This window comes from Actinocrinis puniceicyclus (assembly GCF_018283645.1).
Lineage (GTDB): Bacteria > Actinomycetota > Actinomycetes > Streptomycetales > Catenulisporaceae > Actinocrinis > Actinocrinis puniceicyclus.
Genome location: NZ_JAGSXH010000015.1, coordinates 27,731 through 44,043, shown reverse-complemented (window position 1 = coordinate 44,043; position 16,313 = coordinate 27,731). Strand labels below are relative to the sequence as shown.

Sequence of the window (16,313 nt, the reverse complement as noted above, 5' to 3'; positions counted from 1 at the left end):
GCGGACGCCCTGTTCCCTCATCTCTCACTTGTGGGTAAGGGGCGTTGTCGCGAAGTAGAGCGATACGATCGCGCCGATGGCCATGAGTGGGGTGAGCAGCGCGGTCTCCAACTTCTCGCCCGTGTGTTTGATCAGCGGTATGCCCAGGCGGGCGGGTATCGGCCACAGCAGCGGGCACCCGCGTTCGGTCAGGCAGTCTCCGGCGAGATGGGTGAGCGCACCCAGCCCCACGGCGACGGGCAGCCAACTGGGATCCGGGCCGATCCAACGGTACATCAGGAACGTCCCGCCGACCGCGAGGAGGAGCACCACGCCCCAGGAGTGAATGCCCTTCCCGGGAGGGCACAGATGCAGTGCCCGGATGGCGAGCGATAGCAGAAGGTAGACCAACCCGAGCGTGAACGGGCGCCCGAGATAGTGAGCGCCGGCCCAGGTTCCCGCAGTGGCCGCAGCCACGAACAGGAACGAATGGGTCGCGTGCCTGTGGCCGCCGGAGATCCACTCGACGAAGCGGCAGAAGGCGTGCGATATCGGGCCGAGGAAGTGCGCGATCGTACCGTCGGGGTGGTCCAGGTCCGGTAGCAGCGCCGAGCCGGCCGTGATGAACGTGCCCAGCAGGATGCCCTTGGTGTCCAGCCGGGCCGGCCACACCGCGGCCGGAACCCAGGCCGCGGCGGCGGCCCAGGCGAGGGCGCCGCTGGTCGAATGCGAGTGTCCGAGCACGGATGATCCCCCCACAGTCGCGACCGCGGGCCGAACCCCGCCGAGTGTAGATCAGACAGTAGCAATAATCTGGATCACTGCCATGCAAAGCTGCGCCCCTTCGTGCAGCGCACCGAAGCGTTAGATGGCGCAACCCTGCGTGTCCACCGCAGCCGTCTCACTCGCTCCGCGCTGTGCATCCGGCCCGACCTGATTGGCGGTCAGCGCGTAACCCGTGGACGCGTCCTCCAATGACTTGGCGAACACGACGCCGTACACCTCCCCGGTCCGGGTGAGCAAAGGCCCGCCGGAGTTGCCCTGAAGGACCTGAGCGTAGAGCGAGAAGATGTCACGCGTGGCCGAGCCGCGCTGATAGATGTCCTGCCCTTGGGCGTTGATCTCCTGGCGGACGCGAGCGGCGACCGGCGTGAACGGTCCGTCCTCCGGGAAGCCGGCCACCACGGCGTTGTCGCCGCTCGCGCCCGTCGTGTCGAAGGCGAGTGGCGCGGAGTGCAGACCGGGGACGTACAGCACTGCGATGTCGCTTGTCGGATCGAACAGGACCACCGTCGCTCGGTATAGCCGCCCCTCGCCGCCTACCTGCACCGTGGGATGCGATACGCCGCCCACCACGTGCGCGTTGGTCATCACGTGCTGCGACGCGAAGACGAAACCGGAACCCTCGATCTGCTTGCCGCAACTTGGCGCGTTTCCGACGATCTTGACGATCGAATTGCGCGCCTTGACCACGCCCGCCTCGTTCAGCACCGCGGGATCGGGCGGTGGCACATTGGCGATCTGCTCGTGTGTGAAGGGCGCGAACACCTGCGGGAAACCGCTGCGGTCAAGCACACTCGCGAACGAGTGAAACCAGTTCTGCGCGTTCGCGGGCAGTACCTGCTTCATGCCGTTGAGCAGAGCGGAGCCGCGTACCTGCTGCGAGACCACCGGCATGGTCGAGTTCACCAGCGCCAGCCCCAGGAACCAGGCGACCAGCATCACCGAGATCACGGACACCGCCGCGCCCGCGCTCTGGTCGACCGCCTGCACCGGACGCCAGGTGATCTCTCCCCGGACACGCCCGCCGAGCGCCGTGGCCAACACCTGTCCGAGCACGGCCAGCGCCAGGACCGCGCACAGCGAGACCGTGGAGACCACCAGCGAGGTGTTGGAAGTGAAGCGCTGTATCACCATGGGCACGAGCCACAGGCCGAGGAGCAGACCGCCGACGAAGCCGAAGAAGGACAACACGCCGACCACGAAGCCCTGACGGTATCCCGACACCGCGAAAGCGATAGCGATGATGATCAGGATCAGATCGAGCAGGTCCACGGGTACACCCTCACTCGCCGTCGCAGCCGGCCAGGCCGCTCGCTCTGTCCGAACCGTTCCCCGCCGAAAAGCTCTGTGCCGGATCGCTCCCGGTGGAATCCGCGTCGGTGCCCGCGGCGAACGGGCGCTGATCGGCGGGGCGGGTTGAACTGGACCGCACGGCGAGGGCGCTGACCTCTTCGGGCAAGTCCTCGAACCGGTCACGGTCCCACGGCCGCTCCCAGCCACCGAGCCGCAAGACCGCGTCGAGCAGCCCGGCGGTGAAACCCCAGACCAGCATGCCGCCCGCGTGGAAGGCCGGGCCGACGTATCCGGACGGGTGGCGCACGCGCACCCGGTTCGCGGGGTCGGCAAGCTGGGCCACAGGCACTCGGTGCACTGCGGCCACCTCCAGCGGGCTGACGATGCGTGGCGGCGACGGAGTGTGCCACCACCCGAGAACGGACGCGACCATGAAATCACTCGGTTGCAGGTAGATCTCGGGCAGGCGGCCGAACACGGCCACCGAGCCGGGATCGACGCCGGTCTCCTCCTGTGCCTCGCGCAGCGCGGCCTGCACCGGACCGTGGTCCTCCGGGTCGATCCGACCGCCGGGGAAGGCCGGCTGCCCGGCGTGCGCCCGCAGTGTCGCGGCGCGCTCGGTGATCAGGATGTCGGGCTCCGGGCCACCGGCCGGGCCGCTTTCGCCGAGAAGGATCAGCACAGCGGAACGGCGCGGCTCCCCGGGCAGTGTCCGCCTCCTGGGCCGGAAGCCGAGCCAGTCCGGGCTCAGCTCGCGCAGCGCCCGGGCGAGCGGTCGCAGCCAAACCGGCAGTTGTTCCGGGACGGCCATCGGTTCGCCGATACGCAGCGTGGCCATGTCTCCTTCACCGCCGCCACCGCCGGCGGCTTCCAAGCCGACCGCGTCGTTCACGAAACCGCCTTGCGGGCGGCAGCCAACAACGCGGCCTCACGCGCCGAGGCTGGACGTAACAGCGCCTCCGCCTTGACCAGGTCCTGCTCGCCGATGCCACGCGAAGGGCACAGCGGCGCGACCGGGCAGGCGCCGCAGGCGGGCCTGCGCGAGTGGCACACGCGTCGGCCGTGGAAGATCAGCCGGTGTGACAACATCGTCCATTCGGCCCTGGGGAACAGCGCGCCGACCTCGGACTCGACCTTGACCGGGTCCTCCTGCCGAGTCCAGCCGAAGCGGCGGGCCAGCCGGCCGAAGTGTGTGTCCACGGTGATCCCTGGCACGCCGAACGCGTTGCCGAGCACGACATTCGCGGTCTTGCGGCCGACACCGGGCAGAGTGATCAGCTCCTCCAACGTCCGCGGCACCTCTCCGCCGAACCGGTCGCACACCGCCGCGGCGAGCCCGAGCAGCGACTTGGCCTTGTTGCGGTAGAACCCGGTGGGCTTGATCAGCTGCTCCAGTTCGACCGGATCGGCTGCGGCCATGTCCTCGGCGGCGGGGTAACGGGCGAAGAGCGCCGGGGTGGTCAGATTGACCCGCACGTCTGTGGTCTGCGCGGACAGCACGACTGAGCACAGCAGCTGGAAGGCGGAGCCGAAGTCGAGCTCGCAGTGAGCATCGGGATAGATCTCGGCGAGAACCCGGTTGATCCGCCGCGCCCGCCTGGTGAGCGCCAGCGGACTCTCGTTCGTCGCGGGCGCGCGTTCAGTCGTCTCACCGGCCATGCTCATTCGGTAAGCGTAGATGGTCCGGGAGGCTGCGCGGCGACGAACCGTGCCGGGCAGGGTTGGGGTGTGGCGTTCCTGAGTATGTGAATTACCGTGTGGTAGGCCACACTGTTCGATGCAGAGGCATAACAGATTGCGGCGTGGCGTCGAGTCTTACCGGACGACCGGCGACCGGCACCGCAGGAGAACGGCCAGAAGGCCGATGGAGGGTTCGACAGTGGAGGACGTGCTGCGCCGGAGCCCGTTGTTCGCCGCGCTGGATGAAGAGGCGTCGAACTCGCTGCTCAAGTCGATGACCGAGATCGCGCTGAGCCGTGGGGACGCCCTGTTCCACGAGGGCGATCCGGGCGATGCGCTGTACGTCGTCGTCGAGGGGAAGATCAAGCTCGGCCGCTCCTCCGGCGACGGCCGGGAGAACCTGACCGCGGTGCTGGGACCGGGCGACATGTTCGGCGAGCTGTCGCTGTTCGACCCGGGGCCGCGTACGTCAACCGCCACCGCACTCACCTCCACTCGACTGCTCGCGCTCGGGCACAGCGAACTCCAGCCGTGGCTGTCGACGCGCCCCGAAGTTGCCCGCGCGCTGCTGCGGGCGATGGCGCGTCGGCTGCGGCGCACCAACGAGACGCTGGCGGATCTGGTGTTCTCGGACGTACCCGGCCGGGTGGCGAAGGCGCTGCTGGACCTGTCGACCCGGTTCGGGCAGCCTGCCGGGGACGAGCAGGAGGGGATCAAGGTCTCGCACGACCTCACTCAGGAGGAGCTGGCACAGCTGGTCGGCGCGTCTCGGGAGACCGTTAACAAGGCGCTTGCCGACTTCGCGCAGCGCGGCTGGATCAAGCTGGAAGCGCGTGCGGTCGTCCTTCTTGACACGGAGCGTCTGGCACGCCGCGCGCGGTAGCACTCACAGGCCGTCAGGCGCGGCGAGTCAGGTGTTGCGCCTGCGGTTCAGATATTCAAGCTGGGCGAGAACCGACAGCTCGGCGGCGGGCCAGAGTCTGGGGTCGATGTCAGCGTAAACGCGTCGCACGATCTGGTCCGCCGTGCGATCTCCAGCCTCCAGCGCCGCTTCCACCTGGGCGAGGCGCGCTGCACGGTGGGTGAGGTAGAACTCGACCGCGGCCTTCGGCTCCGTCACCACCGGACCGTGCCCGGGAAGAATCACGCCAACTGCCTGCGTCTCGGTCATCCGGCGGATCAGCCTGAGCGAGTCGAAGTAATCTGCGAGGCGACCGTCCGGATGCGCGACGACCGTCGTGCCGCGGCCGAGCACCGTGTCGCCGGTCAGCAGGGCCCGGTCGGCGGGAATCAAAAAGGACAGCGAGTCGCCGGTGTGCCCCCGGGTCGAGACGACACGGACTTCGAGGCCACCGATCATCAGAACGTCGCCCCCGCCCAGAGCCGCCGAGCCCAGGCAGTACGCCGGGTCGAGCGCGCGCACGGGGGCGCGGGTCAGTTCGGCGAAGCGTCGTGCGGCCTCGGCGTGATCGGGGTGGCCATGTGTCAAAGCGATCGAGGTCACGCGCGCCCCGGCCGCGTCCACGTGCTCAAGCACGGCCGCCAGATGGCCCTCGTGCAGCGGTCCCGGATCGACCACCAGTGCCTCGTGCGAGCCGGGCTCGATCAGCACCCACGTGTTGGTGCCGTCGAGCGTCATCGCGGACGGGTTCGGGGCCAGCACCAGCGTGGCACGCGCAGTCACCGGGCCCGAGGCGACCGGCTGCCGCGAACCGGCCCCGGGAATCAGGCCACCTCGAGCGGCGCCGAGTCGACCTGGAAGCTGTCGATCTCGACGGTCAGCTCCACCTCGACCGGGGCGTCCAAGGGCAGCACCGCGACCCCCACGGCCGAGCGGGCGTGCGCCCCGGCCTCGCCGAAGATCTCGGCCAGCAGCTCGCTCGCACCGTTGACCACACCGGGCTGGCCGGTGAAGTCCGGGGCGGAGGCGACGAACCCGACCACCTTGACCACCCGCCGCACCCGGGACAGCTCGCCGATCTCGGCCTTGACCGCGGCCAGCGCGTTCAGGGCGCACCGCTCGGCAAGCTGTTTGGCTTCCTCGGCGCTGACCTCGGCACCGACCTTGCCCGTCTTCGCCAGCCGCCCGTCGACCGTGGGCAACTGGCCGGAGGTGAAGACCAGGGAACCGGACCGCGTGGCCGGGACATAGGCGGCCACGGGCTTCGCCACGGACGGGATCTCGAGTCCCAGTTCGGCCAGCCGCTGCTCGGGGGTGGCGCCCTGGGGTCCGCCGCCCTCGGTCACTACTGCTTCTCCCGCTTCATGTAAGCCACCAGCTGTTCGGGGTTCGGCCCCGGCACCACCTGGACCAGTTCCCAGCCGTCCTGGCCCCAGTTGTCCAGGATCTGCTTCGTCGCGTGCACGAGCAAGGGCACGGTTACGTACTCCCACTTGGTCATGCCCCAGAGCCTAACGGGTACGTGACGGGTGGGCGCCCCGGTACTCGACAGGAGGTTAGGCTCATTCCTGTGACGAATGCAGTCGAGGCGCGGCGCGCGAAGGCGGACTGGTCCGCCGTTCGCCTGCACGTGGTCACCGGCAAGGGTGGCACGGGCAAGACGACCGTCGCGGCCGCGCTGGCGCTGGCCCTGGCGGCGGGCGGCGAGCGGCCCGGAGACCGTCGCGTGCTGCTGGTCGAGGTGGAAGGTCGGCAGGGACTCTCCCAGCTCTTCGACGCCGGACCGGTGGTATACGAGGAGCGCCGGGTCGCGGTCACGCCGGACGGTGGCGAGGTATGGGCGCAAGCCCTCGACGCCGAACAGGCTCTGCTCGAGTACCTCGACCTGTTCTACAAGCTCGGTCCGGCGGCCCGCGCTCTGCGCAGGTTCGGCGCTATCGACTTCGCGACCACGGTCGCCCCCGGTATCCGGGACGTTCTGCTCACCGGCAAGACGTGCGAAGCGGTACGCCGCCGCGCTGGTCATACGCACAGCACACATACGCACAGCGGACACACGCACAGCGGACACACGCACAGCGGACACACGCAGGGGCGCGGCAAGACGCAGGACCGGGTCTTCGACTACGACGCGGTCGTCATGGACGCACCTCCGACCGGCCGGATCACCCGCTTCCTGAACGTCAACTCCGAGGTCTCCGGGCTGGCCCGGGTCGGCCCGATCCGTAACCAGGCCGACGCGGTAATGCGCGTGCTGACCAGCGCTCAGACCGCGGTGCACTTCGTGACGCTGTTGGAGGAGATGCCGGTGCAGGAGACTCTGGACGGCATCGCCGAACTGCGCGCCGCCAGCCTGCCGACCGGCGGCGTGATCGTGAACCAGGCGCGGCCGGTCGTGCTGCCCGAGGACCGGCTCAAGAAGGCGGCGCAACCCGGCGGCCTCGACTTCGCGGAACTGGAGGCCGGGCTCGCGCCGGTGGGTCTCGCGGACACGGACCTCGTCTCGGCGCTCGCCGAGTTGGCCACCGAACACGCGCAGCGGGTGCTGCTGGAAGCCGCCCAACGCGAGGAACTGACCGCGACCGAGGCGCCGCTCTATGAGCTGCCGCTGCTCACCGACGGGGTCGACCGGGTCGGACTAGATCTGCTTGCACAGCGGCTGCGCGATCAGGGGGCGGCGTGAACGAGACCGGGACGGCGGGACCGGACCTGGCCGGCAGGGGCCCCGAGCGAGGCGCCAAGCACCTGGACCTGGACCGGCTGCTGGACAGTCCGCAGACGAGGATCGTGGTGTGCTGCGGCTCCGGCGGGGTCGGCAAGACCACCACGGCCGCGGCCTTCGCCCTGCACGCGGCGGAGCGGGGCCGGGACGTCGTGGTGCTCACCATCGATCCGGCACGGCGCCTTGCGCAGTCCCTCGGTCTGAGCGCACTGGACAACACCCCGCGCGAGGTCGCCGGTATCGACCGGTCCAAGGGCGGGCGGCTGCACGCCATGATGCTCGACATGAAGCGCACCTTCGACGAGATCGTGCTCGATCACGCGGATCCGCAGCGAGCGGAGCAGATCCTGGCGAACCCCTTCTACCAGTCGCTGTCCGCGAGCTTCGCCGGAACGCAGGAGTACATGGCGATGGAGAAGCTCGGGCAGTTGCGGGCGCACGGCCGGTGGGACTTGATCGTGGTCGACACCCCGCCGAGCCGTTCCGCGCTGGACTTCCTCGACGCCCCGGAGCGGCTCGGGTCGTTCCTCGACGGGCGGCTCATCAGGATCCTGTCGGCTCCCGCGAAGGTCGGCGGCCTGGGCGCGTTCAAACTGCTGACCGGTGGGGTGGGTCTGGTCACCGGCGCGCTGGGCAAGGTGCTCGGCTCCTCGCTGCTGAGCGAGGTGCAGTCCTTCGTCGCCGCCCTGGACACCATGTTCGGCGGCTTCCGTGAGCGCGCCGAGCGCACTTACCGGTTGCTGCAGACCGAGGGCACCGCCTTCGTGGTGGTCGCCGCCCCGGAGCCGGACGCGTTACGCGAAGCCTCCTATTTCACCGAGCGGCTCGCCACGGACAAGATGCCCCTGGCAGGGCTCGTACTCAACCGCGTACACCGGCCGCAGGCCGACATCACCGCCGAGCGGGCCTTGGCCGCCGCCGAGCAGTTGGCCAACGGCAAGGCCGGGCGACGTGCCGCGCGCAAGAACGGGTCGGCGTCCGTTCGTTCTACGGACCCTTCCGGAGCCGCACGATCCGCAAAGCAGACGTGGGCCGAGCCGGACTGGTCCGAGGAGCAGTCCTCGTTCGAGGCGGCGCAGTCCGCGCAACTGGCCGCCGCGCTGCTGCGGCTTCATGCGGAACGCGTGGTTCAGTCGCGGCGGGAGCAGCGGCTGACCGGTCGCTTCCTGGCCAGTCACCCGGGAATCGCGATGCTGGAACTGCCCGCGCAGGCGGAGGACATTCACGATCTGGACGGCCTGCGCGAGATCATCGCGCGTTCGGCCTGACGGGGCCGCGGCGGCGTTCCGCAGCCGACCGGGAAGGCTCGTGAAGGATCATCCATGAGCCGTCGTCGCACTTCGAGTCCAGATCCGCCGTCCTGACGACAGCGCGGGCGCGTTCCGGGTCCGCCGGAGTCTGCGAGCCGCTGGTCAGCTGCCGGCGGTCACCATCGCGGCGCGCTGGCGCAGCAGGTATGCCTCCCGCTTGCCCTCCAGGACTTTGCGCCATGAGCGCACATCCGGTCGCCGCCGCAGCAGTGCCCGCCGTTCGCGCTCGGTCATGCCTCCCCACACTCCGAACTCGACTCTGTTGTCGAGCGCGTCCGCGAGGCACTCGGTGCGCACCGGGCAAGCCGCGCACACCGTCTTCGCCCTGTTCTGGGCGGCTCCCTGGACGAACAGCTCATCCGGGTCCATACCCCGGCACGCCGCCGCTATCGTCCAGTCCTCCACCCAACTCCTGACCGCGCTCTCGTCAGCGGCCATCGCCCTCATCATCGGCACTTCGTTCTCCGACCCTGCCATCTCCGGTGCCGTCCTCTCAGCATCGAGGCTCCCCCAACGGCGGCCGGCACATCCGACCGCGGCGACGGCCCGCTTGCGTAATGGACTTACGCAACACACGAGACCAGCGCCCCGATCGATATGACCGACACGACATCCGCACTTGTCGCACTAGCCTTACCGATTCCAGCCGACGGCCCAGACTCCCCGGCTGTTCTCCACCTGATGAAACTCCCGCGGCGTTACCGCACGTCTCGGATCCGTACGCGGAGAGATCTCTTCAGCTAGCACGACATTACGGATAACCATCAGCACTCGACAGTCCCCGAACTGGTCAATCTGGTATGGCCCGTCCGGACTACCTCCCGTGTAGCAACTGGGCCACAGATTCGCCGGCAGCAGCCTCTCCCCACCGTGCTGTCCGACTCGACCCGTACTGTGGTCGCCATGGTGACGGGACGTACTGGTTACTCCGGCGCGAGCGGAGTCGGGCGGCTGATATCGCACCTCGGCACGTTCGTGATGGTCAGCGCCCTGGCCGGGGTCCTCCTGGCCGGTCTGACCCTGCCCTTCGTGGGCAGTTTCGGTCTGACCGCGAAGGCCGCGTCCGACCACTTCGAGGATCTGCCCGACGACTTCGAGACCCCGGTGCTGCCACAACGCACGAGGATCCTGGCCGACGACGGCTCAGTGATCGCGTACACGTGGGGCGACTTCGGCAACCGGGTGGTGGTCCCGATGGCGCAGATAAGCCCGAACATGCCGCACGCCCTGGTCTCCATTGAGGACGTCCGGTACTACCAGCACGGCGGAATCGACCTCAAGGGAACTCTGCGGGCCCTCGTGAACGACTCGGCCGGCGGTAACACGCAGGGCGGCTCGTCCATCACGCAGCAGTACGTGAAGAACGTGCTGCTGTTGGAAGCGGGTACTGACAAGACCAGGCAGCAGGCCGCGACGGCCGACACGTTCTCTCGTAAGATAACCGAACTCAAGTACGCGATAGCCGTGGAGAAGACGCTCAGTAAGGACCAGATCCTGGAGCGTTACCTGAACCTGGTGTATTTCGGCAACGGCGCATACGGTGTCGAGGCGGCGGCGGAGCGCTATTTCTCGACCACGTCGGCCAAACTGACGGTTCCGCAGGCCGCGCTGCTCGCGGCGATCGTCAACAGCCCCACCGAGTTCGACCCCTTCGCGCACCCCGCGGACGCGTTGAAGCGGCGCAACATCGTGCTGCAGGACATGGCGAACCCGACGCTGAACTACATCACGGCGGCGCAGGCGGCGCAGTACGAGAAGATGCCGCTGAGCCTGAGCCCGACCTCGCTGCGAGACGGTTGCATCACCGCGAAGGGCTCGGCCGCTTACTTCTGCAACTACGTCTACAACACCTTCATCCGCGACAGCGCGTATGGCAAGACCATGGCCGATCGCGAAGCGCTGTGGCTGCGCGGCGGGCTGACCATTCAGACCACGATGAGCGTCAAGGACGAGCAGTCGGCGGACGCCGCCATCGCCAAGCGGGTCTACGCCACCGACTTCCAGAAGCACGACATCGCGTCGGCCCTCGTCATGGTCGATCCCGGCAGCGGGCAGATCAAGGCGATGGCGCAGTCCATCCCGATGGGCAACGGTTCCGGCCAGACGTTCATCAATCTCTCCGCGGACAGGAACCACAACGGGACCAACGGATTCCAGGCGGGTTCCTCGTTCAAGATCTTCGTCGGCATCGCAGCTCTGGAGCAGGGCATCGATCCGAATCAGCCGATTGACGCCCCGGGCACGATCGACGACGCCGGGACTCAGTTCGCCGCCTGCGCTGGAAGCCAAACGCAGGTCGTGTGGCCACCGGACGTGCCGGCCAAGGGAAAGTACACGCCGTCGAACGACGATATGGCGGACCACAAGACGGCAATGCCCAACGCGTTCGCGCAGTCCATCAACACCTACTTCCTCCGCATGGAGGAGCAGACCGGCCTGTGCAAGCCGGCGCAGGTCGCCGAGTCGATGGGTGTGACGCAGGACAACGACACGGGCAAGGGCCAGTCGCTGATGCAGATCCCGTCGTTCACTCTCGGCACAAACCCGATCACCCCGATCGAGATGGCCAGCGCCTACGCCACCCTCGCGGCACAGGGCACCTACTGCGTGCCTTACGTCATCACGCAGGTGACCGATGTGTCCGGTAAGAACTACGGCGGACAGAACAAGAGCTGCCGGCAGGTACTGGACCCGAACATCGCCAACGAGATCACCTCGATGCTGCAAGGCGTCGTGCAGAACGGAACCGCCGCAGGAGCGGTCCCGCTCAGCGACAGCCGCCCGATCGCGGGCAAGACCGGCACTACCGACTCCAGCATCGCGACGTGGTTCGACGGCTACACCCCGCAGCTGGCCGCGGCGACCTGGACCGGTTTCATCAACTGGGACAGCAAGACGAAGCTGGAGAACATCAAGATCGGCCCGACGTACTACCCGGGCCAGGTCTTCGGTTCCTCGATCTCCGCGCCGACCTTCAACGACGCGATGACCGGAGCCCTCGCAGGGACGCAGGTGGTGCCGTTCACCGCGCCGACCGGCTTCAACGCCAACCCCAATCCGGGTGGCGCGGGCGGCGGAGGAAACGGTAACGGCCCGGGCGGCGGAGGCGGCGGTTTCCTCGGCGGGATCTTCGGCGGAGGCGGCGGAGGCGGCAAGGGCCACTGACCGGGTAATCACCGTACGGACGCGGCGGCGGGGAGCGGGTCCAGTCGGATCCGCTCCCCGCCGCCGTTTTCGGTCAAGCAACGTTCAGCTCGGTGGCTTCTACTCCGGCAGTGCGCTACCCGAGCGCGGCCTTGACCGCGGCCGCGACCCGCCTGCCGTCGGCCCGCCCGGCGATCTTCGGCGTGACGACCTTCATCACGACGCCCATCGACTTCGGGCCGACCGCACCGGTCTGCGCGATCGCTTCCGCGACGATGGCGTTCACTTCCTCGTCCGAGAGCTGCGCAGGCAGATAGGAGGAAAGCACCTCGCCCTCGGCTCGCTCGCGCGAAGCCTGCTCGGCCCGTCCCGCCCCCTCGAAAGCTTCCGCGGCCTCGCGCCGCTTCTTCACCTCGCGCGTGAGCACCGTGACCGTCTCGGTGTCCGAGAGCGCGCGCGCCGCGACCCCGGCGACCTCTTCGTTCGTGATCGCGGTCAGCGCCATCCGCAGTGCCGCGGTCCGCAACTCGTCGCGGCCCTTGATGGCGGTGGTCAGGTCTGCGCGCAGCTGGTCCTTGAGCGTCGTGGTCATGGCCCTAGGGTGGCACGGAGCCCCGCCGCCGCGCACGACGGTTATGCCTCCCGCGGATCATTCGGCGCACATACCGGCCTGGGGCCCCGGCGCCGCCGGTAGACTCAGCGGGTGCGCCGATCGTTCTCCATCCCGCTGGGCATCATGGCCGCCGGAACCGCCGCAGTCGCCTACGCGGCGGGCGTCGAGGTGAACCTCTACCGGCTGCGGCGCTTCAGTATTCCGCTGCTCGACCCGGGCGAGCAGCCGCTGCGCATTCTGCAGGTCTCGGACATCCACATGGTTCCCGGTCAGCGACGGAAGCAGGCCTGGCTGCGGTCCCTGGCCGAGTTGCAGCCGGACCTGGTGGTCAACACGGGAGACAATCTGTCTCATCCGGACGCGGTCCCCGAGGTCATCGACACCTTGGAACCGCTCACTGCGCTACCCGGCGTGTTCGTGCTCGGCTCTAACGACTACTACCAGGCCAGCCGTCTCAACCCGGCCAAGTACCTACGCCACGGCGACCGCTCGCACGCCCCGCGCCGCAAGCGCGCCGAGAACGACTGGCCGGCGTTGCAGGCCGCGTTCACCAAGGCGGGCTGGCTCGACCTGACCAACGCCCGCAGCACGCTCGACCTGCCTGGCCGCGGCCTCAGCCTCGACTTCGTCGGGGTCGACGACCCCCACGTGCGTCGCGACCGCTACCCCGCCAAGGCGGGGCCGGATGGCGATGCCCATGAGGAGCAGCCGGTGCCGCATAGCGGCGACCGGCGCAGCGTCGGACAGGACAGCGCTACGCACGAGGGCCAAGACGAGGGCGCCGGACGCCAAGGCATCGGCCACAGCGCAGGACGTACGAGGACGACGAGCGGCGGGGCGGGCAGGGATCTGACGATCGGCGTCACTCACGCTCCTTACCTGCGCGTTCTCGACGCGATGACCACCGAAGGCGTCCCGCTCATCCTCGCCGGCCATACCCACGGCGGCCAACTGTGCGTCCCGTTCTACGGCGCCCTCGTGACGAACTGCGACCTCGACCGTGCCCGAGCGAAGGGCCTGCACACCCACGCGGTCGGCGGTAATACGGCCCATCTGCACGTCTCCGCCGGCTGCGGAGCGTCCCGGTACGCCCCGGTACGCTTCGCCTGCCCCCCCGAGGCATCGCTGATTACGCTGCTCCCACGCGCCGGCTGACCAGCCGTTCCGTCATCGAAGCAGACCGCCCGCCAAAGGATTTCCACGATCCGCCTCAACTCGGCTAGACTGGGCAAGCACTTCCGGGGTGTAGCGCAGCTTGGCAGCGCGCTTCGTTCGGGACGAAGAGGTCGTGGGTTCAAATCCCGCCACCCCGACGCTGTTAGAGGCCGGTAACCAGTTGGTGGTTACCGGCCTCTTTCTTGTCCGTACAGCAGCGAAGTACAGCAGTCGCTACACGTTGCCAGCATCAAGGCACCCGACCTTCGGCCGGGTGCAGCCCGTCGCCGCCCGAACCGTCTCCTCCTGTCTTCGCCCCGTCGACGTCTCGGCCCGCGACGGGGCGAACACCGGAAGCAGGACGCGCACGCTCCTGAGCGAGAATAGAAGGTACAGGGAGCGCTAGCCCTACTGGAGCAGGAACCACGGTACCCGGGCTTGCACTCCCACCAGTACGACAACTTCCCCGGCCTCCCTAAGGCAAAGGCCTGGGACTCATACGTCGGAAACAAGACGCCGAGCGCGTGGCGCATCTTCTGGATGTACGGGCCGAACGAGACGGCGAACGGCAGGGAAGTTGCGGTCATCACGGTGCTCGCGATCGCGCCGCACCCGTAGGTGACATCGGGATTACAGCAGCGCAGTACAACGACCGGGCCGACCAACAGCGCTTCAAGATGATCGAAGCTGACCGTGATCGGGGGCGGCGTCCGCAGGCGCGGCGGGAAGCCCGGCCAAGGGCGCGACCGCGGCAGCCAGAACACCGGCCACTATCTCAGCCGTGCGGCGGAGTGCTTGAGCGGATCCATAGGTCGTTCCCTCCCGTGGTCTTGCGTCGAGGGCTGTCGAGGCTGGTGTCCGCTGCCGCACGGTAAGAGGCCTGATCAGAGCAACGGCCACAGAGCTTCGTTCATCGGATTGCTTTTCGCGCCCGCCGACGCCGACCACTCCAGCCGCGGCCGGTCCGCAGATGGGCTCCCGGCCTACCGCAGCGTTCTAAGAAAGGTCTGATTTTCCCGCGCGATCCTCAGGAGTGGACCGAGGCTCCACCCACCTCGACTGCCCACTCCGGAGGTCAGCATGACCGCACCCACAGCGGCCGACTACAGCCACCTCGTCATCGGCGCGGGCCCGGCGGGCCTGCAACTCGCCGGCCATCTGCATGAGGCGGGCCGCGACTACGCGGTGCTGGAGGCCGGACCCGCGCCCGGGGAATTCTTCGCCACGTTCCCCCGCCACCGCACCATGATCTCCAACAACAAGCGGCACACCGGCACCCAAGATCCCGAGCTAAACCTCCGGATGGACTGGAACTCCCTGCTCAGCCCGGATCCCGAACTCCTGTTCACCCGCTACAGCGAGCGCTATTTCCCGCCCGCCGACGACTTCCGCCGCTATCTCGCGGACTTCGCCGCGGCGCTCGGTCTGCGGGTGCGCTACAACACCCGCGCGGTGCGCGTCGAGCGGCCGGAACCGGGCGGCGAGTTCGTCGTGACGGCCGCCGACGGTACCCGCTACCGCGCCGGCGTCGTCATCGTCGCCAGCGGCGTCAGCGCGCCCTACATCCCGCCGATCCCCGGCATCGAGCACGCCGAGCAGTACGCGACGATGCCGGTCGACCCGGCCGGGTTCACCGATCAGCGAGTGCTCATCCTGGGCAAGGGCAACTCCGCCTTCGAGACCGCCGACAACCTCATCGAGAAGGCCGCGGTCATCCACGTCGCCGGCCCGCACTCGCTCCGGCTGGCCTGGCAGAGCCACTACGTCGGCCACCTGCGCGCGGTCAACAACAACTTCCTCGACACCTACCAGCTCAAGTCGCAGAACGCGATCCTGGACGGCTCGGTCCAGAGCATCGTCGCGCGCCCCGAAGGCGGGTTCCAGGTCCGCTTCTCCTTCGCCCGGGCCGACGAGGTCGTCAAGGAGCTGTATTACGACCGGATCGTGTGCTGCACCGGCTTCCGGCTCGACGCCGCGCCCTTCGCCGACGGGTGCCTGCCGAAGCTCGTGATCAACGACCGGTTCGCCGAGCTGACCTCCGCGTACGAGTCGGTGAACGTGCCAGGCCTGTACTTCGCCGGCACGCTGATGCAGCAGCGCGACTTCAAGAAGGCCACCTCGGGTTTCATCCACGGCTTCCGCTACACCGTGCGGGCCCTGGCCCGGATCCTCGAGCAGCGCGGGTACGGCGCTGCCTGGCCGCACCGGGTCCTGCCGCCCGAGCCGGCGGCGCTGGCCGACGCGGTACTCGCGCGGGTCAACCGCAGTTCCGCGCTCTGGCAGCAGTTCGGCGTGATGTCGGACATGCTGCTGATCCCGCAGGACGGCGACGCGTACTACCTGGAGGAGGTGCCGGTCGGCTATGCGCTCGACGGCGGCCTCGGCGAACCCGGCAACGGGCTGCCCGCCGAATCCCTGATGGTCGCTGTCACCCTGGAATACGGTCCCGACCACGACCGCGTCGACCCCTTCGACATCACGCTGCGCCGCGCCGCACAGAACGACGCCGGGCAGGCGCACGACGCCGCCTACCTGCACCCGGTCGTACGCGTCTACCGCGACGGCGACGTTGCGGCCGAACACCACCTCGCCGAGAACCTGGAAAACCAGTGGGACGACGAGCGCACGCACCGCGCTCCGCTCGTGGCCTTCCTCGAGAAGGCGGTGGCCTGGTGAGCGCTCCCCGGCGCACGACGACTCCCCGGACCGAAGAGCCCCCGGGCGCGCTCGAGG

At 68.6% G+C, this 16,313-nt stretch carries 16 protein-coding genes and 1 tRNA gene; 8 read left to right on the top strand and 9 right to left on the bottom strand.

Annotation, left to right across the window (positions count from 1 at the left end; translation table 11 throughout):
* Positions 1-24 precede the first annotated feature (24 nt).
* The 4 genes from KGA66_RS30845 to nth all read right to left on the bottom strand — a co-directional run bounded on the left by KGA66_RS30845 (position 25) and on the right by nth (position 3,720).
* The gene (locus KGA66_RS30845; RefSeq protein ID WP_211465775.1) at positions 25-723 is read right to left on the bottom strand and encodes a metal-dependent hydrolase; all 699 of its coding nucleotides are present in this window, start codon (positions 721-723) and stop codon (positions 25-27) included.
* Positions 724-843: 120 nt separating this feature from the next.
* On the bottom strand, positions 844-2,034 hold the full coding sequence (locus KGA66_RS06890) for a MarP family serine protease (RefSeq protein ID WP_211465773.1): 1,191 nt from the start codon (positions 2,032-2,034) through the stop codon (positions 844-846).
* 10 nt (positions 2,035-2,044) lie between these two features.
* A complete protein-coding gene (locus KGA66_RS06885; protein WP_211465866.1) occupies positions 2,045-2,866 on the bottom strand; it encodes an NUDIX hydrolase in 822 nt (273 codons plus the stop codon).
* 77 nt (positions 2,867-2,943) lie between these two features.
* Positions 2,944-3,720 carry an endonuclease III gene (gene nth / locus KGA66_RS06880; protein WP_211465771.1) on the bottom strand — a complete coding sequence of 259 codons (777 nt, stop codon included), beginning with the start codon at positions 3,718-3,720 and terminating at the stop codon, positions 2,944-2,946.
* Between the two features lie 214 nt (positions 3,721-3,934).
* Between nth and KGA66_RS06875 the strand changes: the two genes are divergently transcribed.
* Positions 3,935-4,618, top strand: a complete 684-nt coding sequence (locus tag KGA66_RS06875) for a Crp/Fnr family transcriptional regulator (protein WP_211465864.1) — start codon at positions 3,935-3,937, stop codon at positions 4,616-4,618.
* Between the two features lie 27 nt (positions 4,619-4,645).
* On the opposite strand, the gene KGA66_RS06870 is transcribed toward KGA66_RS06875, so the two are convergent.
* The 3 genes from KGA66_RS06870 to sp36 are packed head-to-tail and all read right to left on the bottom strand — an operon-like array spanning position 4,646 to position 6,137.
* Positions 4,646-5,419, bottom strand: a complete 774-nt coding sequence (locus KGA66_RS06870; RefSeq protein WP_312886791.1) for an MBL fold metallo-hydrolase — start codon at positions 5,417-5,419, stop codon at positions 4,646-4,648.
* A 41-nt stretch (positions 5,420-5,460) separates the two neighbouring features.
* Positions 5,461-5,982: a RidA family protein gene (locus tag KGA66_RS06865; protein ID WP_211465769.1), complete on the bottom strand. Its 522-nt coding sequence runs from the start codon at positions 5,980-5,982 to the stop codon at positions 5,461-5,463.
* Positions 5,982-6,137 (bottom strand): Sp36 family protein, encoded by a 156-nt coding sequence (gene sp36, locus KGA66_RS06860; protein ID WP_211465767.1) that lies wholly within the window; start codon positions 6,135-6,137, stop codon positions 5,982-5,984. Before sp36 ends, KGA66_RS06865 begins: the two co-directional genes overlap by 1 nt.
* Before the next feature lie 69 nt (positions 6,138-6,206).
* On the opposite strand from sp36, the gene KGA66_RS06855 reads away from it, so the two are divergent.
* Complete coding sequence (locus KGA66_RS06855) at positions 6,207-7,319, top strand: ArsA-related P-loop ATPase (RefSeq protein WP_211465766.1); 1,113 nt, start codon at positions 6,207-6,209, stop codon at positions 7,317-7,319.
* Complete coding sequence (gene bagB / locus KGA66_RS06850; RefSeq protein ID WP_312886790.1) at positions 7,316-8,626, top strand: ArsA family ATPase; 1,311 nt, start codon at positions 7,316-7,318, stop codon at positions 8,624-8,626. Before KGA66_RS06855 ends, bagB begins: the two co-directional genes overlap by 4 nt.
* 144 nt (positions 8,627-8,770) lie before the next feature.
* Here the strand turns inward: bagB and KGA66_RS06845 are convergent, their stop codons facing one another.
* Positions 8,771-9,106: a WhiB family transcriptional regulator gene (locus KGA66_RS06845; RefSeq protein WP_211465764.1), complete on the bottom strand. Its 336-nt coding sequence runs from the start codon at positions 9,104-9,106 to the stop codon at positions 8,771-8,773.
* A 465-nt stretch (positions 9,107-9,571) separates the two neighbouring features.
* Here KGA66_RS06845 and KGA66_RS06840 point away from each other — a divergent pair, with 465 nt between their 5' ends.
* Complete coding sequence (locus KGA66_RS06840) at positions 9,572-11,833, top strand: transglycosylase domain-containing protein (protein WP_211465762.1); 2,262 nt, start codon at positions 9,572-9,574, stop codon at positions 11,831-11,833.
* A gap of 115 nt (positions 11,834-11,948) precedes the next feature.
* On the opposite strand, the gene KGA66_RS06835 is transcribed toward KGA66_RS06840, so the two are convergent.
* Positions 11,949-12,404, bottom strand: a complete 456-nt coding sequence (locus KGA66_RS06835) for a GatB/YqeY domain-containing protein (RefSeq protein WP_211465760.1) — start codon at positions 12,402-12,404, stop codon at positions 11,949-11,951.
* Positions 12,405-12,515: 111 nt separating this feature from the next.
* On the opposite strand from KGA66_RS06835, the gene KGA66_RS06830 reads away from it, so the two are divergent.
* The 4 genes from KGA66_RS06830 (at position 12,516) to KGA66_RS06815 (ending at position 16,256) form a co-directional block, all read left to right on the top strand.
* Positions 12,516-13,580 carry a metallophosphoesterase gene (locus KGA66_RS06830; protein WP_312886789.1) on the top strand — a complete coding sequence of 355 codons (1,065 nt, stop codon included), beginning with the start codon at positions 12,516-12,518 and terminating at the stop codon, positions 13,578-13,580.
* A gap of 84 nt (positions 13,581-13,664) precedes the next feature.
* Positions 13,665-13,738 (top strand) — tRNA-Pro (locus tag KGA66_RS06825).
* Between the two features lie 280 nt (positions 13,739-14,018).
* Positions 14,019-14,198 (top strand): hypothetical protein, encoded by a 180-nt coding sequence (locus KGA66_RS06820; RefSeq protein WP_211465758.1) that lies wholly within the window; start codon positions 14,019-14,021, stop codon positions 14,196-14,198.
* A 462-nt stretch (positions 14,199-14,660) separates the two neighbouring features.
* Positions 14,661-16,256 carry an NAD(P)-binding domain-containing protein gene (locus KGA66_RS06815; protein ID WP_211465756.1) on the top strand — a complete coding sequence of 532 codons (1,596 nt, stop codon included), beginning with the start codon at positions 14,661-14,663 and terminating at the stop codon, positions 16,254-16,256.
* Positions 16,257-16,313: the final 57 nt, after the last annotated feature.

Bases quoted from the DNA above. Each gene is read 5' to 3' on its own strand.
- KGA66_RS06815 (WP_211465756.1), top strand. From the start codon at position 14,661: ATGACCGCACCCACAGCGGCCGACTACAGCCACCTCGTCATCGGCGCG.
- KGA66_RS06835 (WP_211465760.1), bottom strand. From the start codon at position 12,404: ATGACCACGACGCTCAAGGACCAGCTGCGCGCAGACCTGACCACCGCC.
- nth (WP_211465771.1), bottom strand. From the start codon at position 3,720: ATGAGCATGGCCGGTGAGACGACTGAACGCGCGCCCGCGACGAACGAG.
- KGA66_RS06840 (WP_211465762.1), top strand. From the start codon at position 9,572: ATGGTGACGGGACGTACTGGTTACTCCGGCGCGAGCGGAGTCGGGCGG.
- KGA66_RS06845 (WP_211465764.1), bottom strand. From the start codon at position 9,106: ATGGCCGCTGACGAGAGCGCGGTCAGGAGTTGGGTGGAGGACTGGACG.
- sp36 (WP_211465767.1), bottom strand. From the start codon at position 6,137: ATGACCAAGTGGGAGTACGTAACCGTGCCCTTGCTCGTGCACGCGACG.
- KGA66_RS06885 (WP_211465866.1), bottom strand. From the start codon at position 2,866: ATGGCCGTCCCGGAACAACTGCCGGTTTGGCTGCGACCGCTCGCCCGG.